This is a genomic window from Microbulbifer discodermiae (assembly GCF_040742695.1).
GTDB lineage: Bacteria > Pseudomonadota > Gammaproteobacteria > Pseudomonadales > Cellvibrionaceae > Microbulbifer.
In genome coordinates, this window is sequence record NZ_JBFLAB010000045.1 from 1 (window position 1) to 24,990 (window position 24,990).

Below are 24,990 nucleotides of genomic sequence, written 5' to 3' on the forward strand. Positions count from 1 at the left end.
AAAAAAAACGTGAGAGTAACGAGTTGCAACAGGAAAATAATCAGACGCAAGAAAGCGATAGAGGGAAAAAACCGAGAAAGCGTTAAAGTAATTTTTTAGTGATCATATTGCGCGACAAACCCCGTACTTTTAGTGCGAGGAGGATAGCGCGGGAGCCGAAGGCTCCCTAGATGGTTTGCTACTTTTCTCACAGTACGGTCCTGTTAAGATGGGGATGCAATGCAGAAAACAAAAACACTGAAAGTTCGAGTTAAAGACAAACATGCAAGGCACCTCAATGAGATGGCTCGCTCTGTAAATTTTGTTTGGAACTACATCAACGAACTCAGTTCGCGCTCAATTAAAGAGCGCGGAAAGTTTTTGTCTGCCTACGATATTCACCCCTACACCAAAGGCGCTGGTAAAGAGCTTGGTCTCCACAGTCACACATTACAATGTGTAGCTTCTGAGTACGTCACACGAAGGAAGCAATTCAAAAAGAACCGGCTTAACTGGCGCAAGTCTGGTGGTGTCCGCCGCTCGCTTGGCTGGATTCCAGTGAATACTGGTGCAGCTAAATGGAAGAACGGACAGGTCTTTCACAACGGTTGTTTCTTTTCTGTCTGGGATTCCTTTGGTCTGGGCCAGTACAAATTTCGCACAGCCAGCTTCAGTGAGGACGCCAGGGGCCGCTGGTATTTCAATGTTGTTGTATCAGTCGAAGTCGAGCAATCAGCAGGCACAGGCGCTGTAGGTATCGATCTAGGTTGCAAGGAGTCTGCTACCGACTCCAACGGCGAAGGCGTTGAAGGTCGAGAATATCGGAAGCTGGAAGCCAAGCTTGGAATCGCTCAAAGAGCCAGAAACAAGCGACGTGTAAAGACAATTCACGCCAAAATCAGAAACCGCAGACAGGACGATCTGCACAAATACAGCCGCAAGCTCGTGAATAAGAATGCGGCGATCTTCGTTGGTAACGTATCGAGCCAAGCCCTCACGAAAACCAAAATGGCCAAGTCCGTTTTGGATGCGGGGTGGGGTTCACTTAAAACCATGCTGGAATACAAGTGCGATCACGCAGGCGTGGCTTTTGAAGAAATCAACGAATCCTACTCCACCCAAACTTGTTCGTGCTGCGGGACAATTCCTGACAGCAGTCCGAAAGGTAGAACAGGTTTGCGAATAAGAGAATGGACTTGCTCAGAGTGCGGAGCTGAGCATCACCGCGATATCAACGCGGCTAAGAACATTCTTGCGGCGGGGCATCGCCGTCTAGCTGTAGGAATCCCCGTCCTTTAGGGCGGGGAGGATGTCAATTCCCTAAAAGAAGGCGGCAAAAATTTATTTAACAAGGCTGTAAATCATGGGGAGTTCTGGTAGTGAAAAAAACCATAGAAAAACCGATGGAGAGGGAGAAGGACCAAAAGGATCGCGGAGAAAACAGCGCAACGCTGTTTGAATCCATCGAGTCGGGCCGCACCTTTCAAGACGGCGGCGTGATAGATGCTATTGCCAACAAAACCCTGTACACGTCGAATCAAGTACGCTCGATGAGTAATGACCGTATCAAGGAGCTGCTGGAAGACGTGGCCGACCGCGACCTGGACCTGTCGCGGGGGGTGGAACCGGAAGCGCGGAAATCCCAAGTTCAAGAACAGGAAAAAAGCCGATCATCGCGGCGGCTCTAGGATTCTGACTTGATTGCGAAGCGTTCTCCTCGCCGTTCCGACTCCAAGTCGAGCTTTAAGACTTTGGCTAACTACATCACCGACCAGAAGAACGGTGGGGCGAAGGTCGCCTACTCCCAAGTGAGCAACTGTAAATCCGACCGCCCTACCCTGGCGGTCGCCGAGATCGAGGCGACCCAGGCGCTGAATACCCGCGCCAAAAACGATAAAACCTATCACCTAATTGTAAGTATGAGGGAAGGCGATTCCCCTACTCCCGAACAGCTCCAGGACATCGAACAAGATATTTGTTCGGCCATCGGCTTGGCAGATCACCAGCGTATGAGCGCCTACCACACCGACACCAACAATCCGCACCTGCATATTGCAATCAATAAGATCCACCCGGAGACGCTGCGCATGGTCGAGCCTTACTACGACCAGTACCGTCTCGGAGAAGCCTGCGAGCGGCTGGAGATCAAGCACGATCTCCAAGTGGACAACCATGCCCACGACAAGAAGGCTACCAGGAAGGCCACCCCGGAACTGGACGAAATGCGCGAAGGGGGACAGAAGCCGCTGGCCGATTGGCTGGCAGAGCGTAAGCCAGACCTCGGCAAGGTAGAGAACTGGCAGCAGCTGCATCAAGCATTTGCCGCCCTCGGTGTCGAGCTGAAGCGGCGGGGCAACGGTCTCTCGATCCTGGATGTAAAAAGCGGAATAGCGGTGAAGGCATCTGCCGTGGATCGGCAACTGTCCAAAGCTCAGCTGGAGAAGCGCTTTGGTGTCTACCAGGCGTCGCCGGCAGTGCCCGAGGACAAACAGGGCCAGTACCACACTACGGCCGGCCATATCGGCCGTAGTGCCTCCAGGGTGGCCTTGTGGGATCAATATACCCAGGAGCGGAATCACGCGCAGGCGGCCCGTCAGGCCGCCTACAAGCGTATCCGTGAAGCCAAGGCCAAGGAACTGCGCAGGATCAAACTTGAGTACGAAGAAAAGCGGGCAGGGGTCAAGCGTGGCGACCTGGCCCGCCTACGGAAAAGCAAACAGGCCGCCTACTCCCGGCTCAAGGCCGCGCGGGTAGCGGCCACTGAGCGAGTCACCCAGCAGGCCGGCCAGCAGCGGGCCGAGGTCCGCGTCCAGCACGCACAACCGGACTGGCGGGAATGGTTGCAGGTGCGTGCAGGGCAGGGGGACGAGAAGGCCCTGGAGGCCCTACGCACGGCTAAACCCCGGAAAGCCCCAGAACAGGCCAACCAAATTGCCGGTGACTGCGATGATGGGACCCTGTTTGGACGCTACCAACATCAGGTCCACCGCAATGGTGCCGTAACCTACCGCTTTAAGTCCGGGGTGCTGGTGGACCACGGCCGCCAGTTGTCTATCGGCTCCAAGCCCTCACCTGAACTCATCGAAGCCGGGTTGAAAATGGCGCTACACAAGTTCGGCAAGAACGTGCAGATCAAGGGGAATCGGGAATTTCTCGCGGCTGCGCAACCTATTGCCGCCAAACTTGGTGTTGGTCAGTCCAAGCGGCCGCGCAATCCCTCGGCCCTCGAACAATTCATCCAGGCAAAAAATAGGCAGGCTGGCGGAAAATCCGATATGTTGTACTATCGAAGATGGCAAAAGGGCGGTACCTACCTATTTCTTGGTGTCGAGGAATCCGACCAACGGCGCTTTGTGATACTGCAAGGGGCCAATCAAAAATTCGTGAAGGAGTTAACCGATGCCGAGGCCCAGCAGTTGCAGGCGGCGTCGCAGGGATCATCGCTTTCGCTCTCGGATAAGGGCGCAATCCAAATAAAACGTAATCTTAAAAGGCGGTAGAAATGGATCTCAACAAGCAAAACGAATACGGCATACCACAACAGCAGGAGAAGCGTCCTTTTCGGCCGGCCGTGGCCGCGCCGGTGGTACTGATTACTCTGATACTGGGCGCGCAGATTATCAGTCAGTTTGTCGCCCACCAGTTGCACTATCACCCGGATCTTGGTGCCGGCAAACTCTACTACCCCTGGAGCTGGATTCCCTGGTATCTGGACTATGGCAAAATCTATTCCGATGTTTTTACGCGCGGTTTCGCTTTGGGCGTACTCTTTTCCGGCAGTAGCTTGGCTTGTTACGCGCTGGCGGTGACTTTGCACCATCGGAATAACAAGAAACACAAAAACTTGCACGGCAGTGCACGCTGGGCCAAGAAAAAAGAAATCATTGAGGCCGGTCTCCTGCCCAGATCATCCCTTTTCAAAAAGCCGGGTGCCAGCGAAGGCGTCTATGTGGGCGGATGGGTGGACACCGCTACCAATAAGCAGGTCTACCTGCGCCACAACGGCCCGGAACACGTCCTGACTTTCGCGCCGACCCGATCCGGTAAGGGTGTGGGCCTTGTTCTGCCGACTCTATTAAGCTGGCCGGATTCAGTATTGAACCTGGATATTAAGGGTGAGAACTGGGCACTGACTGCCGGCTGGCGGAAAAAATACGCGGGTAACCGTTGTCTTCGCTTCGATATTTCCAATTCCGATCCTGCACAGACAGTGCGGTTTAATCCCATCGCCGAAGTACGCTTTGGCACTGACAATGAGGTCGGCGACGCGCAGAACCTAGCGTTGATGATTGCCGACCCGAAAGGGAAGGGCATTGATGACTCGGACCACTGGACCAAGACCAGTTACGCGCTGCTGACCTCGTTAATCATCTTCTGCGCCCTGCGTGAAAAGCAGCGCGGAGCGGAAGGTACTCTGCCGGGGGTTTCGCACCTGATTTCCAACCCTGAGCAGAATACGGAAGAGCTGTGGGAGGAAATGCGCACCTTCCCACATCCGGTTGTTGCGGCGACCGGCGCAGACATGCTTAACACGCCGGATGAGGAAAAAGGCTCGATTATTTCTACCACCAAAAGTCACCTCAGTCTGTACCGCGACCCGGTGGTTGCCAACAATGTCTCCACCTCCGATTTCAAGATCGCCGATCTACAAAATGCGGATCGGCCCGTTTCGTTGTACCTGGTGGTCAATCCCACAGACAAAGACCGGCTTCTGCCCTTGCTGCGTATCCTAATTACGCAGACCATGCGCATTCTTACAGAGAGGATGGAGTTTAAGGACGGTCGTAGCGTTCAGGGCTATAACCACCGCCTGTTAATGCTACTGGACGAATTCCCCAGCCTTGGCCGCATGACGGTGGTGGAGCAGGGTTTGGCCTTTTGCGCCGGTTACGGCATCAAGGCGTACCTGATCACCCAGGACTTGGCACAGCTCACTAACATCTATACCAAGGACGAAGCCGTTACCTCGAACTGTCATATCAAAAACGCCTATGCACCAAATAAGCCGGAAACCAAGGATTATCTTTCTAAAGCCTGCGGTGACACCACGGTGCTGAAGGAATCCGTCACCGTGAGCGGCCAGCGTACATCGGTGTTCATGAAAACCGCCAGCCGGTCGCTCCAGGAGGTGAGGCGCCCGCTGCTGACTCCGGATGAATGCGGGCGGTTGCCCGGCGCCATCAAGGACGGCAACGGCAATATCACCGAGGCCGGCGATATGTTGATCTTCGCCGCAGGCTTCCCTCCCATCTACGGCAAGCAAATCCTGTACTTTAAAGATCCGGTGTTTTCCGTGCGCGCAAAGGTATCCACACCGACGGAAACCGACCGCATGAGCGGTCCGGTCATGGTGGCGACTCAGGCGGCCACTTTTGATTTGGACCAGGCGCCAACCGAACCGGAAGCGCTGTTTGAACCCGAGCCAGATCCAGTTCTTCTGGAGCCGGAGTCCGTGAACAAAACTCCTGAATCGCCGGAGTCGGAACTACCGGAACCACCGGAGCCGGCAGAAGAGGAGAGAGCCCAGGCCAGCGAGTCCAACAAAGAAGAGGCCCTGCCGTTTTGAAAAAGAAATTGCTTTTTTTTATCGGGTTGTTTCTGGCAACCCTTGGTGCCGCCAAGTGGGCCGGGATCTACTGGAATACCAGCGACAGCTTCCCGCCGGGTATCTACCAGCGCATCGACGGAGGCCCCGAAAGGGACCAGCTTGGCCTTATCTGTCTCCCTCGGGCACTCGGCAAGACGGCCTTAGACAAGGCGTATGTTCGCCCAGGTACCTGTCCCGGAGGGGCGCAGCCACTGCTAAAGAAAATCGTTGGTTTACCCGGCGACTTGGTGGACATCACAAAAGAGGGCGTCCACGTAAATGGCCGCCGCTATCCAAACAGCCGGCGAGCGCCAACGGATGGTGCCGGCACGCCTATGGAAGGAAGCTTGGGCAGCTACCGAGTACCGCCCGACCACCTGCTGCTTCTGAGTGACTACAACCGACTCTCATTCGATAGTCGGTATTTCGGGACTATTCCGGCAGGCGGCTACCTGGGTGCGGCTAAGCCATTGATTACATGGGATTGACAAGATCGGCGCAAAAGACCAAGCTAAAGGTGCGTTGACTCATTCAGCGCCGGGATTAGCACCCCGTATTACCAGGAGCCTAACACGCTCCCGCGTGTTTTTTTGTGCCCGAGTTATGGTGGGCGATGCGGGGCCGCTCCGGCGGGCCGTTCCTGGTGACGGTAGTGCTAACCTCGTATTCGCCCGCCACCCGAGATTAGCACCTCGGTGGCGAATGGATCGCGAACAACAACACCTGGGCCAGAACATGGAAATTCAATCTCTCCCGGCCGATATTGCCAGGCTCAACCTACTGGGCTGTGCCGACGAGCTAGACAAGCTCTTTCTGCAAATCAACGCCATCGCCACCACCTTGACCTATGCAGCTGACGAATCCGATGAAAATACCGTGGAGGGCGCTTGCTGGTGTATTAAAGACCTGGTGCAACATTGTACGCAGGTAAAGCGCCGTGCTTGGCAACTGATGCCAAGGACCGAATAGGTAACCTCATGCTGCGGCATAAACTGGGGAGGATGCCACGACAGTCGCTATTTCGGGACTATTCCGGCAGGCGGCTACCTGGGTGCTGCCCGCCCACTGATCAAATGGTAAAGGAGAAGGACATCAAAATGCTCAAACACTTAGCAATCCAGGAGCAGGTCATCACAGATGATCAGCTAAGTCTTGAAGCCCTCGGCCTGCTGGTATGTCTGCTTAACGACAGGAGTGAAAACATCGATGCTTTGGGTGCTCGCCGTGGGCATTCTCAGGAAAACATCGACCGAATCTTGGAAGAGCTCGCGAGTGCTGGTTACATGCAAAGGCTGGACGGCAAAGATTGGAAAATAACTTCCAAGGTCGGAAAAATCCTCAAGCTCGGCGGCCATGCTGTTCCGGCCGGCGTAAAAGCAAGCGTAAGAATTTGAAGGAGTGATACCGATGCGCTTATTTATCGCTGAAAAACACGAGGTGGGGCAGGCCATCGCCAAGACTCTGGGCAACCCTCAGCGCGGTGACGGCTGCTACACCTGCGGCGACGACGTGATAACCTGGTGCGCCGGCCACATGCTCGAACTATCCTCGCCGGAGGACTACGACGCGGCCAACAAAGAGTGGACCTTGAAGAGCCTGCCAATAATCAATATTCCCTGGAAGTACCGGATAATTGAAGGCCGTGAAAAGCAGTTTCGGATCATCCAGAAACTGATAAAGCAGGCCGATGTGATCGTCAACGCCGGCGATACCGACGCCGAGGGCCAGCTGCTGGTGGATGAGATCCTGGACTACTGCGACAACCAGAAGCCGACTCAGCGTATTCTGATCAACGATAACAATGAAAAGCTGATCCGGCGGGCACTGGACAACCTGAAAGACAACCGCGATTTTTACGGCCTTTACCAGTCCGCTCTGGCGCGCGCTGTCGGCGACCAACTCTATGGCTTCAACATGACCCGCTTGTATACCCTAAAAGGCCGCGAGAAGGGCGTAGACGGCGTGCTGAGCGTGGGCCGAGTACAGACCCCTATCCTCGGTCTAGTGGTCGCCAGGGACCGCGCTATCGCCGGCCACAGCAAGGTTTTTTACTACAACGTGAAAGGGCAGTTCTCAGTAGACGCCGTGGATTTCGCCGCAGTATTTCAACCGCCGGAGGATGCGCCTCTCGATGACAAGGGCCGCATCGCGTCCCAGGACTACGCCCAGGGCATCGCCGGCGCCTGCAAGGGTCAGCCGGCGACCATCACCGGGGCCGAAACCAAGGACAAGCAGGACGCGGCCCCGCTGCCTTACGATCTGCTGGAACTTCAGGTGGATGCGTCGCGCAAGTTTAAAATCAAGGCCGACAAGACTCTGGCCATTACCCAGGCCCTACGCGAAAAAAAGCTGATCACATACAACCGCAGCGACTGCCGCTATTTGAACGACGAGAACCACCAGGATGCGCCGGACGTATTGGCCACCATCGCCGACAATGCACCGATGTTCGCGCCGTTTATCGACAAGGCCGACCCGTCGCGCAAAAGCCGCGCTTTTAATAATGCCAACGTGACCGCCCACCACGCCATCGTCCCCACCCAGGGGAAGGGCAATATCGAAGCTCTGAGCGAGCAGGAGCGCAATATTTACCTGCTGATCTGCCGGGCCTATATCGCCCAGTTTTGGCCGCTGAAGGAAAGCAAGGTCACCACTGTGGACCTGGAAGTATCCGGCCACCGCTTCCGGGCGAAAAACACCCAGGTGATGGCCGAAGGCTGGAGCGCACTCTATAAAAACGACAAAGACAATCAGGAGATCGACAGCGATGATGGAGGCGAGGAGGCGACGACTGCGAATCTGGCCACGCTGTCCCCAGGGGCGGCAGGGCAGTGCATTGATTGCCGGTCGGAGCAGCAGGAAACCAAACCGCCAAAACCCTATACCGAGGCCACCCTGTTAAAAGATCTCAAACGTGTGGCCAAGTATGTGGAAGACCCGCTCATCGCCAAACTGTTGCGCGATAAAGACAAGGACAAGAAAGGTGAGAGCGGAGGGATTGGCACCCCGGCCACGCGCGACAGCTTTATCGTCAAACTCAAAGAGCGCGGCTTTATCGAGGAAAAAGGCAAAAATCTGGTGAGCACCAAGTTGGGCCAGGACTTCCACGATACTCTGCCCAGGAAAGCCACAGCACCGGATATGACGGCACTCTGGCATCAGCAGCAGAAAGACATCGAGGCGGGCAATATCCCGCTGCAAGCCTTCCTGGACGAGCTGGTGGCCACGGTTACCCAGGAAGTAACCGAGGTGAAGGAGCGCGGCCTGGATATCCGGGTTGAGGGTGTCAACTGCCCCACCTGTAAACAGCACTTGCTGCGCCGAATCAAGGGGAAGAAGGGCTTCTTTTGGGCTTGCCGTGGCTACCCCGACTGCCGGGCGAGCTTCCCTGACAAGGGTGGCAAGCCGGACTTTTCCCCGAAGGCGCCCGCCGGTGAGACCACGGCTCACGCCTGCCCGGACTGCGACAACGGCAAGCTGATCAAACGGCGGGGCAAATCCAAGAAAACGAAAAAGCCCTACACCTGGTACGGCTGCGACCAATTCCCGGCTTGTAAGGCACGTTTCTTTGAGAAGGATGGCAAGCCGGAAATCCCAGAAGCCGCCACCAACTGAGGCCAATATCATGAACGACAACAAGGAACTGGATGGCAAACTGAAAGACCTGGAAGTGCCGGGCGCAGTTATCGAGATGGACCCGGACGAAGCCGAGCAACTGGGCGCGTTTGTCGAGGATGCCTTGACCGAGGAAGAGGCGCTGGACAGCGCCTTTCACGGCGATGCGGACTAAACCATGCCGCTTTCAGTCGCCCAAGTAGATGTGATCGCCCAGCAATTTATTGCCGAATATAACGGCAATATCCCGCTGGTGATCCGCACCCGTGAAAACCAGGAGGATATTTATGGCCCTCAAAACGCCGAACGAATCAGTGGTATACGGATCGAAGGAGGCTACCACCCGGCCATTGGAACCGTTGCCCTTGTCGCTTCCCGGTTTCATAACGAAAAGCAGGTGTCAAGAACCCTCCAGCACGAAATCCTCGGCCACTACGGCCTCAACACCTTTACGCCGGATCAAAAACGCGATTTGCTCTATCGCGTTCTGGAAACGCGACAGGAAAGCAGTCTCGCGCCCATCTGGAAAAAAGTAGACCGGCACTACCCGGAACTGAGTGAACTTAAAAAAGCCGAGGAGGTGTTTGCATTCGTGGCCGAAGACCAGCGCAGCTTTATGCAGCGCAGCTGGGACAAGGTGCGTGCTTCATTACAGAAAGCCCTGCGGGCCACCGGCCTCTCTAACCGGCCCCTGACCTTGCCGGAACTTCGGCAGCAGGCCCTGGCTATCGCCCACGGCATCCGGGCCGGCCGCCGGCAACAGCAGACCTTCCCCACAAATGACCACGCCCAGTTCAAAAAGGACGTAACCGTGGCAAAAAACAGCAAACCTACCTACGCCGAGCAGGTGGCCAATCAAATCATCGAGCAGCTGCGGCAGGGCACGGCCCCTTGGGCTAGGCCCTGGAAGCCGAACGAGTACCAGCTGCCCCATAATCCCCACACTGGCGCTGTTTACAAGGGCGTTAACCACCTGAATCTGGCGTGCAAGCCGCACAGCGACCCGCGCTGGATGACCTATAAACAGGCCGCCGCCGCAGGCTACCAGGTTAAGAAGGGCAGCAAGGCCACCACGGTCCAGTATTGGAAGTTCCACGAAAAGCGTGCAAAGCGCGACGCCGACGGCAAGGAAGTGAAAGACGAGCAGGGCAATACCGTTATGGTGAACTACAAGCTCGAACGCCCGAAAACTTTCTACGCGAAGGTTTTCAATGCTGAACAGATCGAGGGCATCCCTCCGCTGCCACCGAGGGAGCCTTTGGCCTGGAATCCCCATGAGCGTGCCGAAAGCATTTTATCCAACAGTGGGGCGGATATTCGCCACGACCAGGCCGACGGGGCCTATTACAGCCCTGTATCCGACCGAATCCACCTGCCGGAGCGCGAACAATTCGCCACGGCCGGTAATTACTATGCAACGGCCTTGCATGAATTGGGGCATTGGACTGGCCATGCCTCACGCCTGGATCGGGATATGTCCCATCCCTTCGGTAGTTCCGGCTACGCAAAGGAAGAACTGCGAGCCGAAATAGCTTCTTTTATGTTCAATACTGAATTGGGCCTTGGCCATGATCCCGGCCAGCACGTCGCCTACGTTGGTAGTTGGATCAAAGCCCTTGAGGAAGATCCTCTGGAGATTTTTAGGGCCGCCAGCGACGCGGAGAAGATCAAGACCTATGTGCTGGACCTCACCCGCACTCAGAACTTGGAGCAGGAACAGGAAGTTTTCCAGGCGAATACCCAGAGAACGTCCAGTGAGGAAGCGAAAAAAATGTCACCTCGTAACGTCGCCATCGAAAACACGCCTTTGGCTATTCCGTACCACGAACGCAACGAGGCCAAGCGGCTCGCTGGGAAGTTGCCCAACGGAGAGAACGCGCTTGGCTGGGATAAGGAGAACAAAACCTGGTACGCAAAGCCAGGGGCGAACCTCGACGCGCTGAAAGCCTATCTGCTGGAGAATGTCGCCGAACGCCAGGCGCCGGCGAAATCCGCACAGGAAGAACTCGCGGAGACTCTGAAAGCCAATGGCTTCCAGCTCAACGACTCGCCGATCATAGACGGTAAATGGCACCGTGTACCGGTGGACGACGATGGGCGTGGCCAAACCAGTGGCGCCTACCGTGTATTTGGGGACGGCCGCCCGGCCGGGCACTACCAGAACCACCGCCTGCATGATGAACCGGTGAAGTGGGTGGCCAGCGGCCAGCGGTTGAGTGACGAAGAGCGTGCGAAGCTTCAAGCCGAGGCGGCGACGAAGAAAGCCCAGCGCCAGGCCCTCCAGGCGCAGAAATATGACCACCACGCGAAGCGATGCCAACAATTGTGGGACCAACTTCGCCCTGCTGCCGGTAATCAGTACCTGGTCCGTAAGGGGGTCAAGAACTACGACGTGCGTATGGACAAAAAGGGGCGCCTGGTGGTACCGCTCCGCAACGCCCAGGGCCAGATCCGCAGCCTCCAGCGGATCGGTAGTAACGGTTTTAAGAGCCTCAAGAAGGGGGCCGAGAAGCAGGGCAATTACCACCTGCTCAATGGCGACAAGCTGGCTACCAGCAAGGCGTACTTCATCGCCGAGGGTTACGCCACGGCCGCAAGTATCGCCGAGGCCACTAATATGCCGGTGGTGGCCGCCATTGATGCGGGCAACCTGCCAGCGGTGGCGCAGCAGTTCCACCACCAGTATCACGACAAAGGCGTGGTGATCGCCGGTGACGACGACCGATTCAATGAGAAGGGCAACAAGGGCCGGCGCAAGGCTGAGGAAGCGGTTTCCCTGGTTGGCGACGGCGCGCGCCTGGTGTTGCCGCGATTTGGTAATAACCCTGAAAGGGCCACCGACTTTAACGACCTACACCAACAAAACGGACTCGACGCGCTGAAAAATCAGCTCCGGCCGGCGGTTCAGTCGCTGGTGGAACAGCAAAAAATACGAGTGGAACAAAAGCCCAATGTTCAAAAAACAAACAGCGAAAAGCAGGCGGTAAGGAAGTCTCGTTAGGCGGATGTTTTTTAAACAGGGAAAAAAAGGATATTTTTTCCTTGTCGGGGTGCTTAAAGCGTGGCATCCTGCCCAGCAAATATGCGGTTTTCAAGGAGATCACGATGGAAGCAACCATGGACATCACCATGGCTAAAAAGGCTTACCAGAAGGGCAACTTGAAGTCCGTGCTCCTTACTCCAGCCAACGATAGCGACAAGTGGATCATGCGCTTTCAATTGACGAGTAATGGTAGAGAAGTGCTTCTCAATGGAGCAAAGCGGCGTTTGCGGCAGTTTGCCACGATACCAACTGCCTTGAAGGTTGCTAAGACCATTGGATTTGAAAAGGTTGAAGTAGCCTTTTCCTAAAACAGAAAAGGCGCCCCAACGGGACGCCTTTTCTGAAGAAGAAGTGAAAGAACCAGACTTTGGCGAGTGAGGGTTCTTTCTTTAGAGACCTGACATCACAGGGCGCTTTAGACCAGACCAAAAAGGTGCTGGGGATACCCCCTTGACAGGCGACGCTCAGGGGAGCGACGTCCTGGCAGGTTAGCGACGCTCGGTGCGACGCTCGGCGCGACGCTCGGCGCGACGCTCGGTGCGACGCTCGGCGCGACGCTCGGCGCGACGCTCGGTGCGACGCTCGGTGCGACGCTCGGTGCGACGCTCGGTGCGACGCTCGGTGCGACGCTCGGCAAATGATAGCGCCTTGCGTCCGCTGGTCAACAAGAAGTGCACTTTTTTACGTCGAAGTGCTGACCAAACAAGGAAAAAAATGACAGGCGCGTCATTTTCTGATCAATTTTTACCCAAATCGGTTGATTTTGGAAACCGTTGCGGCCATACCCCGGAACTGCCGGACTTGTCGCTCCGGCTCCCGGTCAATGGCGGCACAGTTAGCGACGATAAGAAGCGCCGCGGTGGTATTCCAGGTATTTTGTTGGCGTTGCTGGGGCGACTGGATCAATACTATTGGAAGCCGTCGATTATCCCCTCTCTTAACCTTGCCAATGGCTCGCGCCGTCAGCAGCGTAGCGAGCGCCGCGAGGGCTGCCTGAAGATCCTCGCTGCCATGGTCAAGTTCCTGGATCTAACCACCCTAAAGGTAGGCATCCCCCAGACGTCGAGGGAGTTCCAGGGCCTGACAATCCCTTTTTTGGCGTCCCACGCAGGTCTATCATTCTCACGCGCCAGTCGCGCCATGAAGGATCTACAGACTGCTGGCCTGGTGACCGTGGCCACACGGGCAGAACCGGACGGAGAAGGCGGTTATCGTGGCGTCGCGGCTGTAAAGGCTATTCGCAAGGAAGTATTTGCGATCTTCGGCCTTGTGCGGCGCCTTAAATACGAGCGGGAGCGAGCCTCGAAACGACAAGCCAAGAAACAACAGGATTGGAAAGCGGAGCAGAACAATCAGAAGGGCACTCTCGGTGATCTAGCGAGGGTAAAAGCGTTGATTCAGGGATTGCTAGACCCTGAGTCTAAGAAGCATCACAGCAGCCCTACAGGAGCCGCTGAGAGTATCGAAATACAGAAGAACCGGGCTAAAGCAGCCAGACTCCGGAAGCTCATTGAGGAGCGACCTGAATTGACACCTGACGAAGTGATCCTGTTGTTAAAAAACGAAGCCGAATAAGCGCCTCAAGCCCGCCTATTGCCACTCGCAAAAACTCCGGCAATTTTCGCCTGGAAATTCACCTCTCCGCCGGCCAACACCCCTTAAATCGTTATTAAAATACGAAAATCTAAGGCGATCCACTGCCGCACCCCAAAAAGAAAAATTTAAGTGCTATTCATTAAAAAATTAAGTGCAATTTCTTAATCAGATCGTTTAAATAAATCAGATGTATATAATGCTCGCGCAAGCGCGAGACTCTCTTAGTCAGATTCGTTCAACTTTTACCTTTTAAACAAGCCCCTAGTTCATCCACCAAATTACATAAAACACCCTTTCACCATCCGAATCTGCCAAAATTAAACGCCAAAGAGGGGGAATGGCCCTCTCTCTCGGAGAAATGCCCTAATACACTTGCAATAGTTTTTCGGTTAACACATAAATAGAAGCCTGGATGATTAGTGGTTGCGAGGGCAGTACCAAACGGCAACTTACGTTGGCTATCTACACTCACAGGAGACTGTTATGAGTGAAACTTTCCATCTACGGAATAAAAAAATGGTGTACGAAATCGAAGAGCGGACTTTGCGGGCTATGGTTTCTGCAAATACTGAACTAAAATTTGCGCTGAGAGAGTTTAAACCACGGCAATATCATTTGCTTGTGAATGAACTTCTTGGAAATGAAATCGCTAGAACCTACTATCTGAGCAAAACCCAACGCCCTGGTTTGCGGGTATTTCGCTCACTAGATAGGGCTACCGAGTTTATTAGGAAAGTTAAGCCAGATTGTTCTGGTATTCGCGTAATCAAGTTAAAAACCCCCTCCGGAGAGGGGGATAAAACCATAGGTTTTTAGTTGTCGTCTTTTTTTTCTTTCGTGGAGTTGCCAATGTTGATATCGCCAATCGAGATTGAAATTTTCAATCCGAAAGCGGCAACAATCAGCGGTCCCACTATCACGACGACTAACCAGGCATCGTTCATCGTGATACCCCATTAGTTCGCGAGCCGAGGCCCAGACGGCCAACTTGACGAGACAGCCTGGGCGACGAGAACCGGCTAGGTACTCAGCACGACTCTAGGTTGGTGAACCACACTCTGGGCCAAGTTCGGGCACTACCCCGACAGTGTGGGCTCATCAAGGATGGAACACCGTCCCACCCTACCTAACGATACTGGAGTCGTTAGGTAGGGCGCCTATTCCTCGGCTGAGACAGCCAGTAGGGGGATAATAGCATGGGGAAGCGGTGGAAATGTCCCTGAGCGCCCTGGATTGACAGGTCCGTCAATGACGCTATCATGTATAGCACTGGCTAGGTACTTAGCACCTGCCAAGACGATTCACTACCGGCTTGGCCAAAGAAACCGCCCCTCGAGGCGGTTTTTTTGTGCCCGCTCCCCGGCCATTACCCCAGAGCCGACCGGTTTGGCCTTTCCCCATTCTTTTCACCAAACCGCGCAGATATGCCAAGTTTGCGCGGTACCGCCACAACCGACAAATGGGTCAGCTGGACCCCATCACGCCAAAATTCAAAGTCCCTTATAAATCAATCGTTTAATAGGTGAATCCAGCTGGCGAGCTCGCAGGCCTGCAGAGGCTCTGCAGGGCGGCCTGGTCGATGCCTGATTGGCGCAATTCCCCTCTGCTACGCCATTGTAATCCGCGCAGATATGCGTAATATATGCATATTGGCGCGATAAAAGGAAGTTTCAACATGGCCGACAACAGCGACAATAATGCGGCAACACTCACTGTAGAGCATCGTGGAGAGCGCATCGCGATCGAGGAAAATTGTATCGGTTTTGAATATCATGGCCGTGCAGCCAGCCACACCGGCTATCACAGTGTTGTGGCCCCAGATGGCATCCCTGATGAGTCCACACTGGTATCAATGGCTCAGGCGCAGATAGAGGCGTTTTTGCAGGCCCCGTACCTGGTGGGCCGGTACGATTACAACGACTGGCGGGAAATCGGGGAAAACTGGAGCACAGGCGCCGCCACAATCCGGCTTCCCGACTGGCATACCGGCGAGCTGCTGGCGGAGCTGGAGCGGCAGGGGTTTGTCCTGGCCGACGAGGCGAACACGTTCATCGATGCACCGGCGCACCTGGGCAAGAGGAACCTAGCTATGGTAGTCGCGCCGCTCTTAGCGCCTGGTAGTCGAGTCACGCCAGAGGCGCAGCTGGCGAAAGCGCTATCACTGTCGGCAGCTCGGCAGGGGGATGCGCACAAGCAAATGGCCCTTTTTTAAGAATATCTAAGAGCACGGGAAGGTATTATGAGAGAGTTAAACAACATTACAGCTAAGGAAGCGGCCTGGTTAGTAAAGGCTATTTTCAATACCTCCCATGAAACGGGTAGGCCATTGGAGCTGGAGCAAATTACTCCAGAATTTGTTACCAGAGAGATAGAGTTATTGCGGAAAAGTAGCGCTAATTACCAGGTTTTAAAAAGCAATGCGCAGGAGGTAATTGCAGGGACACGGGATAGAAAAGACGTTATGGAGGGCGTTTCCGCAAGGTTCAGGAAAAGGAGCTGAATAAGGAGAGATTCGTTGAAGACGATAATATGGGAGCCCTGGGCACTCAGCGAAACAGAGCGACAACAGTTTGTCTCGGAGCATTGGGATACCGATGATCAGCTGGTTACGGACCTGGACGAGGCGGAGAGTGTCATCCAGGGTTACCGCGCACTGTACAAGCCTGAGTTGGCGCTAGACGAGCTGCGGGTCCTCTACAAGAAGGTGTCTATTGTTGCCGAATATGCCCGCAACCTTGATGAAGCTGGCCACTGGCAGACCAGTACGGCGGCAAACGAATTCGCGGCAGAGCTACGGCAGAAATTTGCAGACCTGGCGGAAAGTAAATGAACCAGGACGTTTTAGTGCAATCCCCTATGCTTGGCGTGGCCCAGCGAATCATTGTGAATTGGGATCAACTGATCCGCCGGCGCGAGTTTATTTTGCGCGATATGGAGGCGCAGGAATTTAACTACCTGGTGCTGCCGGAGGTAGAGCGGCTGCTGTCCGCCATCGAGGACGGCATCACCTATATGGCCGCCTATACTGTGTGGGTCACCGGAGCGCGGGTGTCGGAGCTGCTGATGCTGCGCCCGTGCGATTTTGACCTGGAAGCGGATGCACCCTTTGTGTCCCTGCCGACCCTGAAAAACCGCACACCTCGGAAAAAGCGGCCTTCTCGCCGTATTCTATCCTTGCATGATCCGGCGTATGTGGAACAGCTACGCCGATACATCAAGACGCACCGAATTGGCAAACAACAACCATTGATAGCATTGAGCCGGAGTGCGGTGCGCCACCGGCTGAACGCCGCCGGCGACCGGGTTGAGCCTGCCCTGCCGGTTGCCGTCAATCCACACACGTTGCGCCATAGCTTTGCCATTAACCATCTGATTCACGGCTGCAATGTAGACCAAATCCAGCATTTACTCGGGCACAGCGACAAAAGGAGCACAGAAATCTATCTTAGGGTGTTGGGTTCGGATATCGGGCATCACGGCGCGGGCACCCCGTTCCGACTGCCCATCGAGGTAGAGGGATGAGGTATGCGCACTGATATTAGATAGGTTCTAACAGGCTGTTGAAAAAAGTATTTTTCAACAGCCTGTTGTCCCGAGCAGGGACGTTCGGGTTGCAAATCAAGCATGTAATCGCTTGATTTATCGTCGAGGGTTTGCGGACATGCGTCGCAAACCAGAGTTGAGAAAAGCCAGGGAAAGCTTTCTCAAAAACCAGCTATGTGGTGTTCAATCACCTAGAAGAGGATTAGAGGTATTGCCTTTTCCTTTCTGAACATCCTTTAGCTTTCCGCCCTTGCCAAAAATAAACCTGGTGGATTCATTCTTATTCGGCGAGAAGTGATTAATCTCGGAATAGTTGTAGATGTAGTGTAGGTCGTCGCCGACCTGTTCTTGCGACTGCGGGGCACCCAGGGAGGCCCGGACATCGGCGGCCGTGCTCTTGCCTCGGGAAAATACCGCCGCCTGTTCCGCAGTCACCTCCGTGCCGTTCTTGTACCCCCCGATAGGATTGCTGATACTGCCGCAACCGGTAACTGTGGCGCATAGGGCTGCGATAACGAGAGTTTTTTTCATGGGGTTTTCCTCCATTTTGCTTAGTAAAAAGCCGCCATTCGGGTAAATTTTGGGTCCAACTGGGGGCTTATGAAATTGCTATTTAATCTGTTTTACATCCATCGGTACTATCAGGACTGGAGCAATTGTCTGTGGTTTGGCAGATGAGCTTTTGCTCGCCTCTCCGCACTTTACTCTCTTGTAGATTTCCTCACGGTGAATTGATATCGCCTTGTCCGCTTCGATGCCGACTCTTACCTCCCCCTTGTTGTTGATTGATAATATGGTAAATCGAACAAGATCGTTACCGATAACAACCGTCTGCTTTTGGCGACGGGTTAAGACTAACATAACAAACTCCTATAAAGAGTTGCGCCGGTCCCGTGGGTCCAGCGTGTAATCACCATCCAGGTTGGGGTTGATTCCATTGGATTGAAATTGCTGCTCACAGGCCGTTCGGAGCGTTGGATTATCTGCGTATTTGGAACAATTGAACGTTTGTCCGACCAGTTTGCTAGCCTGCACCTCGCAGTTCACAAAATCCGTTGGATTGCTGGAAACAGCGTTACAGGTGCTCGGTGATACGTTGGCATTCGCTTTGCCGGTTACTTGGCAGTTCATATCCCGGTTTTTACACTTGGGTGGATTTTCCCAAAATCCGAGTGTAGCCAAGTAGATAGCAAATTCAGTTTGTACCTTTAAGCACTCGGAATGTGATGCTGGAATCGCTATTCCGATAGTGCACATAAGTGCTTCACAAACTAATTGCTCATCCTTTTTGACATCACAGGCTATTGTGATCGTAGAGAATAGCATTCCGAAAATGATCGAGATATTTTTTTTCATTGTAGTGCCTTTGTTTGTTTATGAATTAACTTGCTGACTCCCGTTGGTTCTCGAAACCGACCTCTTCGGTAGCTTAGTATTACTGTCGCCAGGCAATACAATATTATGCCTATCGTCAGGAGTATTATTGCTAAAATTAAGATTGCTGTTTCTGTATTCATACTGGATTTCCTTGGTTTTATAACCTGTACCCTGGATAATCCTATCCATTTCTATTGCTAGTGCATGATCATCCCCTAGCAGAGTGCGAACGCACATTAGAATCATGGATAGGTCATCCAACTCTCGCCTGTAATCGGCATCCCGCCCCAAGCGTATTAGGCATCCAGCCTTCACCATCTTTTTATCGAAAAGGCGTTTTAGTATTGCCCTAGATACTTTGGTGATTCTGTAATTTTGGTCTTCCCCAATTAATGTATGGGAGAGATACCTTTCAAATAGCTTGTAAAGAAGTTCTATTTTCTTTCTGGGCAAAATATGCTCAGTTGTGCCATCCAATAGATTTACCATATCCCTTGCTATTGCACGTTGGTCCATTGCTTCCTCACTAAGTCATTACCTTTGTCCTTTCAGTCCGTGGCGTTATTGTTCAATCCGTGCTGTATTTGAATCTCTTTTTCAGCTTAAAAGCCAGAAATCAATTCCATATCCATAGGGCTATATGGACCATGAAAAGAAATATCCTTATTTACCATGACTATAAATTTATATCCTGGGCGGATGACGATGGTTGGCTGAATGCGCATATTGCGGCGAATCAGCTCCGAACCAACCTGATTCATTTGCTGGGCCATCTGTACAGCGATTTGCTCTTTTGCACTCAGTCCGTTGTCGGTATTACCGCTGTTATTGTCGTTTTCTCCGAGGGCAATTTGATAGCCGGCTGAAATCAAAGATAAAAGAGCGGCACCGCTGAAAATCTTGAAATAGTGGTTATTGACCTCATCCTTTAGTCCGGAATAGCCCTCCTGATCCGAGCCGTTCATCGCGTCCAGGTTCAAAGAAGAACCGTCTGGGAAAATGATTCGGTCCCATTTGAGGGCAACCCGAGTGTCGCCGACACGGTTATCCGAACCATAGCGACCGAACAGGCGCGATCCTTGCGGTAACAGCAGTTCCCGCCCGGTTGCGGTGTCATAGACGTTTTGCGAAATTTGCGCGATCACTCTGCCTGGCAGATCGGAGTTAATACCGGAGATCATCACTGCGGGGATCATACCGCCCGACATCAATGTATACGGCTTCGGCCCCATGCGCTGGGCGTCGAGCGACCAATCGTCGCCCGGCGCCTGGCCAAAGCCACCAGGCCCGTTATTAGTATTGTTGCCGCCGCTAGAAGCCCCGGCGGGCGTAAAGCCACCGGGGAATCCGGCACTACCGCCAGCCAACGACTGCTGGGCACGCTGGATTTCCGCCAGACGGGCCTGGTACACCGACATCACATCGCGGTTTGGGTCCACGGCCGTGCGGGCGCCCGCCTGCCCCTGTGTGCCGGCCTGAGCCCCTGGACTGCGAGTCTCGAATTGCACGGTGGTGGGGGCAAACAGGGCAGTCTCCATGCGCTGATTAACGACCTGGCGCACCCGCGCTGCTTCCTGTTCGCTCAGTGGCCCTAAGCCGGTCTGTACATCACTCAAGGAGCGTTCCTCCAACTCCAGAGGATCACGCTCCGCAGGTCTGTCCGCCGTTTGGAACCCCCCTCTATTTGGCGTTGCGTCACTGTGTTGCGCCGGCGCCTCTGATCCCAGAGGCGCGCGTTCTGCTGCCCGAGGTGCGGGCACCAGTATGTCTCCTTCACCTAGTCGGCGTTCTTCCTGTGGTACAAATTCGGGAATGGTGCCGCTAGGCGCATCGGCTAGCAGTTCTTCCACGGACATCCGTGAGTCGACAACGCTTTCTGCCTTGCGCGCTTCGGGCTCTGCTGTGGTCGCATTTTCCTGATTCAACTGCGCTTGACGGGTACCGACAACAATCAGCAACAGAATCACGAAAGTGATTACCACTGCACTGAGAATGACAATCGGCAGCTTGCCTAGCCGCTTGGGCTTGGGCAGCTTTTCTAAGCCGCCGGGAGTAGCGTCCATTTGCAGAGCGGCTTCGCTCATTGCGCACCTCCTTGTGCTAGTACCTTGTCACTCTGCTCTGGCTCGGGCGCATGGAGTACGGTCCAGGGGCTGCCAGGGCCGGCCTCAGCTCGATACGCTTTGCTGTGGTAGCTATCTCCGACGTGTAGAGACAGCCGGTAGATGGGGCCGGAGGTGGCATCGACTAAATCAAAGATATAGGTGAGCGGCACTCCGTTGACCGGAGAAACTGAGTAGCCCCGCTGCCGGAGTGCTGCGTCTATCTCCAAACCCAGGGGGCCGAGTATTTCCGGGTCAACGCGAAATCCTTCTTCGCCGACAAGGTAGTGGTCGCTCAAATGGCCGGCCACGTCGTTGGCAATGGCTTGCACCAGTGCAGGCTCCTCGACTTCAATAAAATCGCCATACTGCTGTTGGGCACATCCTCCCAACACCAGGCAGAGCGCAGCAATTACTAAAATCGTCTTGCGCATTTTCTTACCTCACATCCGCTTGATGGTTACTTTTTTCTGATCACCGCCCACGCCGACCACTAGGATCGCCTCATCAAAGATCTGATCGACCACGAAAGCACGATCTTTGAGGCGGTAATTCACCAGGGCTTCATCACCATTGGAATCAATGACAAGGAGGCTTGGGGCTTCAGTGGCTTCCATGGCTTCAGGCATATGGATAATCGTGCGGACACCATCGTTATAAACTCGCTCGGGTTTCCAGTGCGCTCGACCACGGATGCGGTAGTTGAAATTCAGGGCCTCGATATGCGCGCCGTATTGCATGGGCGCAACGCCGGCCGTTTCATCCCTGGCGCCGCCAGAGTACATTGCCGCTGGGATATAGCCCTGGGCCTGCCGTTCGGCAACCATCTGGTCGTATGTGTCCAGCGCCTGTTCCAGGTCTTGCGGGTAGATAAAGGCCATCCACGGGATAAATTTGGTGCGGGAGCTTTTGAGCTTGATATTGTAGGCGCGGCGATTGGTGCCGATATAAATTGAGGAAACCAGACCGACCTGAGTGGGCTTGACGATGATGTGTGTTTGAAAATGGTTAGCGTCGCCGATCACCGTCGGGGTGATATTCCAACGGACAGAATCGCCGGCCTGGAGGCCGCCGGGCTGGATCTGCTCGCCAGGTTCCAGCTTAATTGTGCAAACCTCCATCGGGGCACATACTAGGACCGGTTGACTGTCACCGTAGTAATAGGTGACCGACCCGTCCGCTCCCTCAATGGGCTTTGTGCTATAGTCGTTCGACCGCCATTGCATGGCGATCTCCACGGCACTACGCTCCTGCGCATTCAGTTTCGGCTCTATCCCCGAAAGCAAAATACCCTCTTTCGTTGGCGTCACTTCTGCCCAGGCGGACGTGCCTAGGAACAGCGCCAGAACTCCTAGTAGTTTGTTCATTGGTAGATCCTCTTATCGTTGTTCAGTCCAACTGAATTCTCGTATATACAAGCCAGTGGGGTTGGTATACAGTGCCTTTTCGTCCTTCGGCGGGGCGGTGTAGACTTGCATTAACGCACGCCAGTATTGGCGGCCGATCACTTGGCCTTTCCGGCTTTTAATTACCTCTTCCCACTCCGCCTCCCAGGAGTTTTTGGTCTGCTGGAGAATTGAGCGAATGCGCACTTCCACGGTTTCCGTGCCCGCCCGCTTGAAGGGATCGTAATCCGGGTTGCGGAAATGAGTATTCAGCAGCACCGCCGAGGGATCGGCGTTGTTAACCAGCGCATAGGCATCCCACACGGCCCGCTTTTGTATTTCGGCATCGCTGGAAACCATTCTTGTATTGTCGATCCAGGACGCCAGTTGAGCACGGATAATTCGCGCGTCCACCTGCGAGGTTTGTTCTACGGGTTGTACGCTGGACACCCGGCCAAGCTTGTCAATCTCAACCAGGTAGGGAATTAGCTTGTTCTGACCACCGATATAAATCAGGCCAATAATGCACATCAGAAGCCCGCCCAGAGCGCCAAAGGCCGTCAACCGCCACTGGTCGCGTTGCTTGATGTAATCACCGTAGCGGGCATCCCATTCCCGCCTGGCAGCCAGATATGGCGTCATTTCTACTGTATTATCTTTCGGTTTCTTACCTTTGCCAGCTGACTCTGGTTTTTCTTCTTCAATCGGCTGAACGCCTTTTGCGTCTGTCATTGCGCTTTCCTTTAGCTGGTTTTATCGGGTTCTGGAGCCAGATTTTCGCCGGCGACGGTTTTGTCGGTGATGGTGGATGAATCCCCGGTTTTAGGCGCTCCAGGGCTTACAGCAGAATCGGTTGGACTTGCGCTAGGTTCCAAATCCGCATAAACGCCCATGGTTTCCTGGCCTGGTACACCAGAGATATAACCGCTGGACGGTAAGGGTCCGGAGGTGCCGGTATCGCCACCTGGCTGGGCTGATGATTGTTCGGTGTTGGGCCTGCTGGCGGGGGCACCCCTGCCGGCAAGATTCTCACTACCACCCGTACCAGATGAGCCAGTCGGCTCTGTGGCTGGGCTACTGCTTTGTGGACCTGGGCCACCAGCAATACCGGATTGGGAACCGCCCTCCCCTACCGGGGCCGTGTCAGCGGTTGTGGCACCTCCGTCGGCCAGGTTACTGTTGTCACCGGAGTTGCTTGGTTGAGCATTGCCGCCGGTGCCAGTCTCGCTAACAGGAGTCATCCCCTCGCCGCCGCTAAAGCCTGCCCCCAACTCATCAAGTTCATTCTTGCGTCGCATCGAGGCAGTTTTGTCTTTCATAATTTCCGCCATACGGCCGCCAGTGACTCCCCGCTCTGCGGAAATGTCTCCCTTTAGCTGGTTTCGGAAATCTTGGCCAAAAGCTTTGGTTCCCTCTGTGAAAGCGCCGGCGACATGTGAAAACATTCCGCCAAGCTTCGCGCCGGCGGCAGCGCCACCGCCTCCGGCAACAGCGCCACCAATTGCACTGAGAGCACCCTGGGCGGCTGTCATACCGCTGCCCTGTTTCAAGCCTTCCTCCGCAACCTCCCAGGCGGCTTTTGCTCCAGACGCGGCTCCAGCTGCCCCCTTTACACCTGATGCGCCCATAGCTGCTGCTGCACCAACTGTTGCCGCGGTGGCCATCATTGCACTTGAGACTGCACTACTACCGGAGGCAGAGGCTGCGCCGCTGCCAGATATTAAGGATTCAACAAGCTGCCCAATGCTTTTAACAAGCACATAGAGTATTAATGCAGACCCTGCGACTGTAAAAATTTCGTTCCATGAGGGTGTACTTGGAATTGACTGTGCCCAATTGATAACAATGTTTAATCCTACTCCGATAATTAATTGAATTACAAAAAGCTTTACACCAATTGCAAGTACCGTTCGGTAATAGTTTACGGCAAAATTTTGTGTCCATCTTGACCCACCGAAAGCAAGCATAATGATTCCGGCATTCAAAATGATCCACATTGTTACTAAAACAAAAATAAGCTCCGCAGCAATCAAGACAAAAACTACAAACATTAGTATTCCGATGATGCCAAGAACAAGAGATTTCGCAGGTGAGAATGCCGACATTTTTGACATCAGCGCTCCCGTTGCGATTAGCCCGTTATCAAAGACGTCAGCGGGATCAAGTCCTGATATTCCACCGGCTATTCCCGCTAATTGCCGCAAACTATCAATAATAGCCGTTGCCCATGTACTGCTAAACTGCAATAAAGCGAGAAAGAAACCAATGACAATTATTCGGTGAATGTATTCACCAATCCAATCTCCGAAATCTGCGCGCTTGGTGACTAAACCTAATCCCGTCCAGGCAAAATCGATACCAACTAAAAGCCAAAAAATAGTGAAGGCATATCCTTTAATAGCACCCGCCCAAGAACTGGCTTCATCTCTGTATGAATTAACAATTCCATTTAGTGCATTATCGTCAGGGATTTGCGCAATTGCTGGAACAGCAATAAAGAGAAGTAAAATTACCAATGCGCGCATGGCATATATCCTCGCAAACTAATATTTTTCAGAAGGCTTGTTTACCATTGGCTTATCGAGGTTCTTTTCTGCATCATACGCGGCATTTATCGCCTGTATATATCTTCTTGCAGCTGGACTATTAACCACTTTAACCTCTCCTTGTGGTGTTTTAAGAACTACAGTATCAAGGCATTCTGCCTGTTTATTACAGGCTGAAATAAGAGCCACGATGCAAATAATCAATACCTTTTTCATA

The 24,990-nt window shown here is 53.9% G+C and carries 28 protein-coding genes; 17 read left to right on the forward strand and 11 right to left on the reverse strand.

Annotated elements, in window-relative coordinates; genetic code table 11:
- Positions 1-219: 219 nt before the first annotated feature.
- From AB1S50_RS14550 to AB1S50_RS14610, 13 genes are all read left to right on the forward strand, one after another.
- Complete coding sequence (locus AB1S50_RS14550) at positions 220-1,278, forward strand: RNA-guided endonuclease InsQ/TnpB family protein (protein WP_367151603.1); 1,059 nt, start codon at positions 220-222, stop codon at positions 1,276-1,278.
- Between the two features lie 80 nt (positions 1,279-1,358).
- Positions 1,359-1,667 (forward strand): hypothetical protein, encoded by a 309-nt coding sequence (locus AB1S50_RS14555; RefSeq protein ID WP_367151604.1) that lies wholly within the window; start codon positions 1,359-1,361, stop codon positions 1,665-1,667.
- A 9-nt stretch (positions 1,668-1,676) separates the two neighbouring features.
- Positions 1,677-3,479, forward strand: a complete 1,803-nt coding sequence (gene traI, locus AB1S50_RS14560; RefSeq protein ID WP_367151605.1) for a TraI/MobA(P) family conjugative relaxase — start codon at positions 1,677-1,679, stop codon at positions 3,477-3,479.
- Between the two features lie 2 nt (positions 3,480-3,481).
- Positions 3,482-5,545, forward strand: a complete 2,064-nt coding sequence (locus tag AB1S50_RS14565) for a type IV secretory system conjugative DNA transfer family protein (protein WP_367151607.1) — start codon at positions 3,482-3,484, stop codon at positions 5,543-5,545.
- Positions 5,542-6,054, forward strand: coding sequence for a conjugative transfer signal peptidase TraF (gene traF, locus AB1S50_RS14570; protein WP_367151609.1), 513 nt, complete (start codon positions 5,542-5,544; stop codon positions 6,052-6,054). The genes AB1S50_RS14565 and traF overlap by 4 nt, the downstream gene beginning before the upstream one ends.
- A 214-nt stretch (positions 6,055-6,268) precedes the next feature.
- Positions 6,269-6,535, forward strand: a complete 267-nt coding sequence (locus tag AB1S50_RS14575) for a hypothetical protein (RefSeq protein WP_367151610.1) — start codon at positions 6,269-6,271, stop codon at positions 6,533-6,535.
- A gap of 128 nt (positions 6,536-6,663) precedes the next feature.
- Entirely contained in the window at positions 6,664-6,960 is a 297-nt protein-coding gene (locus tag AB1S50_RS14580; RefSeq protein ID WP_367151612.1) for a hypothetical protein, read from the forward strand.
- A gap of 13 nt (positions 6,961-6,973) precedes the next feature.
- Positions 6,974-9,181 carry a DNA topoisomerase 3 gene (locus AB1S50_RS14585; RefSeq protein ID WP_367151614.1) on the forward strand — a complete coding sequence of 736 codons (2,208 nt, stop codon included), beginning with the start codon at positions 6,974-6,976 and terminating at the stop codon, positions 9,179-9,181.
- Between the two features lie 10 nt (positions 9,182-9,191).
- Positions 9,192-9,356, forward strand: coding sequence for a conjugal transfer protein TraD (locus AB1S50_RS14590; protein WP_367151616.1), 165 nt, complete (start codon positions 9,192-9,194; stop codon positions 9,354-9,356).
- A 3-nt stretch (positions 9,357-9,359) separates the two neighbouring features.
- Entirely contained in the window at positions 9,360-12,182 is a 2,823-nt protein-coding gene (locus AB1S50_RS14595) for a zincin-like metallopeptidase domain-containing protein (protein WP_367151618.1), read from the forward strand.
- Positions 12,183-12,286: 104 nt separating this feature from the next.
- Entirely contained in the window at positions 12,287-12,532 is a 246-nt protein-coding gene (locus AB1S50_RS14600; RefSeq protein WP_367151620.1) for a hypothetical protein, read from the forward strand.
- A gap of 340 nt (positions 12,533-12,872) precedes the next feature.
- Positions 12,873-13,799 (forward strand): hypothetical protein, encoded by a 927-nt coding sequence (locus AB1S50_RS14605; RefSeq protein ID WP_367151622.1) that lies wholly within the window; start codon positions 12,873-12,875, stop codon positions 13,797-13,799.
- 504 nt (positions 13,800-14,303) lie between these two features.
- Complete coding sequence (locus AB1S50_RS14610; RefSeq protein WP_367151624.1) at positions 14,304-14,636, forward strand: hypothetical protein; 333 nt, start codon at positions 14,304-14,306, stop codon at positions 14,634-14,636.
- Here the strand turns inward: AB1S50_RS14610 and AB1S50_RS14615 are convergent.
- Positions 14,633-14,764 carry a hypothetical protein gene (locus AB1S50_RS14615; protein WP_367151626.1) on the reverse strand — a complete coding sequence of 44 codons (132 nt, stop codon included), beginning with the start codon at positions 14,762-14,764 and terminating at the stop codon, positions 14,633-14,635. The genes AB1S50_RS14610 and AB1S50_RS14615 overlap by 4 nt on opposite strands.
- A 731-nt stretch (positions 14,765-15,495) precedes the next feature.
- Between AB1S50_RS14615 and AB1S50_RS14620 the strand changes: the two genes are divergently transcribed.
- From AB1S50_RS14620 to AB1S50_RS14635, 4 genes are read left to right on the forward strand one after another with little or no spacing between them, the layout of a single operon-like run.
- Positions 15,496-16,032, forward strand: a complete 537-nt coding sequence (locus AB1S50_RS14620) for a hypothetical protein (protein ID WP_367151628.1) — start codon at positions 15,496-15,498, stop codon at positions 16,030-16,032.
- A gap of 27 nt (positions 16,033-16,059) precedes the next feature.
- Positions 16,060-16,320 carry a hypothetical protein gene (locus tag AB1S50_RS14625; protein ID WP_367151630.1) on the forward strand — a complete coding sequence of 87 codons (261 nt, stop codon included), beginning with the start codon at positions 16,060-16,062 and terminating at the stop codon, positions 16,318-16,320.
- 15 nt (positions 16,321-16,335) lie between these two features.
- Positions 16,336-16,650, forward strand: a complete 315-nt coding sequence (locus AB1S50_RS14630) for a hypothetical protein (RefSeq protein WP_367151631.1) — start codon at positions 16,336-16,338, stop codon at positions 16,648-16,650.
- Positions 16,647-17,342, forward strand: a complete 696-nt coding sequence (locus AB1S50_RS14635) for a tyrosine-type recombinase/integrase (RefSeq protein WP_367151633.1) — start codon at positions 16,647-16,649, stop codon at positions 17,340-17,342. The genes AB1S50_RS14630 and AB1S50_RS14635 overlap by 4 nt, the downstream gene beginning before the upstream one ends.
- Positions 17,343-17,546: 204 nt before the next feature.
- On the opposite strand, the gene AB1S50_RS14640 is transcribed toward AB1S50_RS14635, so the two are convergent.
- From AB1S50_RS14640 to AB1S50_RS14685, 10 genes are all read right to left on the reverse strand, one after another.
- Entirely contained in the window at positions 17,547-17,894 is a 348-nt protein-coding gene (locus AB1S50_RS14640; RefSeq protein WP_367151635.1) for a hypothetical protein, read from the reverse strand.
- A 78-nt stretch (positions 17,895-17,972) separates the two neighbouring features.
- Positions 17,973-18,224 carry a carbon storage regulator gene (locus tag AB1S50_RS14645; RefSeq protein WP_367151637.1) on the reverse strand — a complete coding sequence of 84 codons (252 nt, stop codon included), beginning with the start codon at positions 18,222-18,224 and terminating at the stop codon, positions 17,973-17,975.
- Between the two features lie 9 nt (positions 18,225-18,233).
- Positions 18,234-18,719 carry a hypothetical protein gene (locus AB1S50_RS14650; RefSeq protein WP_367151639.1) on the reverse strand — a complete coding sequence of 162 codons (486 nt, stop codon included), beginning with the start codon at positions 18,717-18,719 and terminating at the stop codon, positions 18,234-18,236.
- A gap of 18 nt (positions 18,720-18,737) precedes the next feature.
- Positions 18,738-19,256: a hypothetical protein gene (locus tag AB1S50_RS14655; RefSeq protein ID WP_367151640.1), complete on the reverse strand. Its 519-nt coding sequence runs from the start codon at positions 19,254-19,256 to the stop codon at positions 18,738-18,740.
- Positions 19,257-19,342: 86 nt separating this feature from the next.
- On the reverse strand, positions 19,343-20,824 hold the full coding sequence (locus AB1S50_RS14660) for a TrbI/VirB10 family protein (RefSeq protein ID WP_367151642.1): 1,482 nt from the start codon (positions 20,822-20,824) through the stop codon (positions 19,343-19,345).
- A complete protein-coding gene (locus tag AB1S50_RS14665; RefSeq protein ID WP_367151644.1) occupies positions 20,821-21,276 on the reverse strand; it encodes a hypothetical protein in 456 nt (151 codons plus the stop codon). Before AB1S50_RS14665 ends, AB1S50_RS14660 begins: the two co-directional genes overlap by 4 nt.
- Positions 21,277-21,285: 9 nt before the next feature.
- Complete coding sequence (trbG, locus tag AB1S50_RS14670; protein ID WP_367151645.1) at positions 21,286-22,209, reverse strand: P-type conjugative transfer protein TrbG; 924 nt, start codon at positions 22,207-22,209, stop codon at positions 21,286-21,288.
- 12 nt (positions 22,210-22,221) lie between these two features.
- Positions 22,222-22,959 carry a VirB8/TrbF family protein gene (locus AB1S50_RS14675; protein ID WP_367151646.1) on the reverse strand — a complete coding sequence of 246 codons (738 nt, stop codon included), beginning with the start codon at positions 22,957-22,959 and terminating at the stop codon, positions 22,222-22,224.
- Between the two features lie 11 nt (positions 22,960-22,970).
- Positions 22,971-24,752 carry a P-type conjugative transfer protein TrbL gene (gene trbL, locus AB1S50_RS14680; protein WP_367151647.1) on the reverse strand — a complete coding sequence of 594 codons (1,782 nt, stop codon included), beginning with the start codon at positions 24,750-24,752 and terminating at the stop codon, positions 22,971-22,973.
- Between the two features lie 18 nt (positions 24,753-24,770).
- Positions 24,771-24,989, reverse strand: coding sequence for a hypothetical protein (locus AB1S50_RS14685; RefSeq protein WP_367151648.1), 219 nt, complete (start codon positions 24,987-24,989; stop codon positions 24,771-24,773).
- Position 24,990: the final 1 nt, after the last annotated feature.

What these genes read in the sequence shown, in the direction of transcription:
- AB1S50_RS14610 (WP_367151624.1), top strand. Translation starts at nt 14,304, where the DNA reads ATGAGTGAAACTTTCCATCTACGGAATAAAAAAATGGTGTACGAAATC.
- AB1S50_RS14685 (WP_367151648.1), bottom strand. Translation starts at nt 24,989, where the DNA reads ATGAAAAAGGTATTGATTATTTGCATCGTGGCTCTTATTTCAGCCTGT.
- AB1S50_RS14595 (WP_367151618.1), top strand. Translation starts at nt 9,360, where the DNA reads ATGCCGCTTTCAGTCGCCCAAGTAGATGTGATCGCCCAGCAATTTATT.
- AB1S50_RS14585 (WP_367151614.1), top strand. Translation starts at nt 6,974, where the DNA reads ATGCGCTTATTTATCGCTGAAAAACACGAGGTGGGGCAGGCCATCGCC.
- AB1S50_RS14675 (WP_367151646.1), bottom strand. Translation starts at nt 22,959, where the DNA reads ATGACAGACGCAAAAGGCGTTCAGCCGATTGAAGAAGAAAAACCAGAG.
- AB1S50_RS14580 (WP_367151612.1), top strand. Translation starts at nt 6,664, where the DNA reads ATGCTCAAACACTTAGCAATCCAGGAGCAGGTCATCACAGATGATCAG.
- AB1S50_RS14665 (WP_367151644.1), bottom strand. Translation starts at nt 21,276, where the DNA reads ATGCGCAAGACGATTTTAGTAATTGCTGCGCTCTGCCTGGTGTTGGGA.
- AB1S50_RS14575 (WP_367151610.1), top strand. Translation starts at nt 6,269, where the DNA reads ATGGATCGCGAACAACAACACCTGGGCCAGAACATGGAAATTCAATCT.
- AB1S50_RS14645 (WP_367151637.1), bottom strand. Translation starts at nt 18,224, where the DNA reads ATGTTAGTCTTAACCCGTCGCCAAAAGCAGACGGTTGTTATCGGTAAC.
- AB1S50_RS14660 (WP_367151642.1), bottom strand. Translation starts at nt 20,824, where the DNA reads ATGAGCGAAGCCGCTCTGCAAATGGACGCTACTCCCGGCGGCTTAGAA.
- AB1S50_RS14600 (WP_367151620.1), top strand. Translation starts at nt 12,287, where the DNA reads ATGGAAGCAACCATGGACATCACCATGGCTAAAAAGGCTTACCAGAAG.
- AB1S50_RS14615 (WP_367151626.1), bottom strand. Translation starts at nt 14,764, where the DNA reads ATGAACGATGCCTGGTTAGTCGTCGTGATAGTGGGACCGCTGATTGTT.
- AB1S50_RS14625 (WP_367151630.1), top strand. Translation starts at nt 16,060, where the DNA reads ATGAGAGAGTTAAACAACATTACAGCTAAGGAAGCGGCCTGGTTAGTA.
- AB1S50_RS14565 (WP_367151607.1), top strand. Translation starts at nt 3,482, where the DNA reads ATGGATCTCAACAAGCAAAACGAATACGGCATACCACAACAGCAGGAG.
- trbG (WP_367151645.1), bottom strand. Translation starts at nt 22,209, where the DNA reads ATGAACAAACTACTAGGAGTTCTGGCGCTGTTCCTAGGCACGTCCGCC.
- AB1S50_RS14655 (WP_367151640.1), bottom strand. Translation starts at nt 19,256, where the DNA reads ATGGACCAACGTGCAATAGCAAGGGATATGGTAAATCTATTGGATGGC.
- AB1S50_RS14635 (WP_367151633.1), top strand. Translation starts at nt 16,647, where the DNA reads ATGAACCAGGACGTTTTAGTGCAATCCCCTATGCTTGGCGTGGCCCAG.
- trbL (WP_367151647.1), bottom strand. Translation starts at nt 24,752, where the DNA reads ATGCGCGCATTGGTAATTTTACTTCTCTTTATTGCTGTTCCAGCAATT.
- AB1S50_RS14620 (WP_367151628.1), top strand. Translation starts at nt 15,496, where the DNA reads ATGGCCGACAACAGCGACAATAATGCGGCAACACTCACTGTAGAGCAT.
- AB1S50_RS14550 (WP_367151603.1), top strand. Translation starts at nt 220, where the DNA reads ATGCAGAAAACAAAAACACTGAAAGTTCGAGTTAAAGACAAACATGCA.
- AB1S50_RS14650 (WP_367151639.1), bottom strand. Translation starts at nt 18,719, where the DNA reads ATGAAAAAAAATATCTCGATCATTTTCGGAATGCTATTCTCTACGATC.
- AB1S50_RS14640 (WP_367151635.1), bottom strand. Translation starts at nt 17,894, where the DNA reads ATGAAAAAAACTCTCGTTATCGCAGCCCTATGCGCCACAGTTACCGGT.
- AB1S50_RS14590 (WP_367151616.1), top strand. Translation starts at nt 9,192, where the DNA reads ATGAACGACAACAAGGAACTGGATGGCAAACTGAAAGACCTGGAAGTG.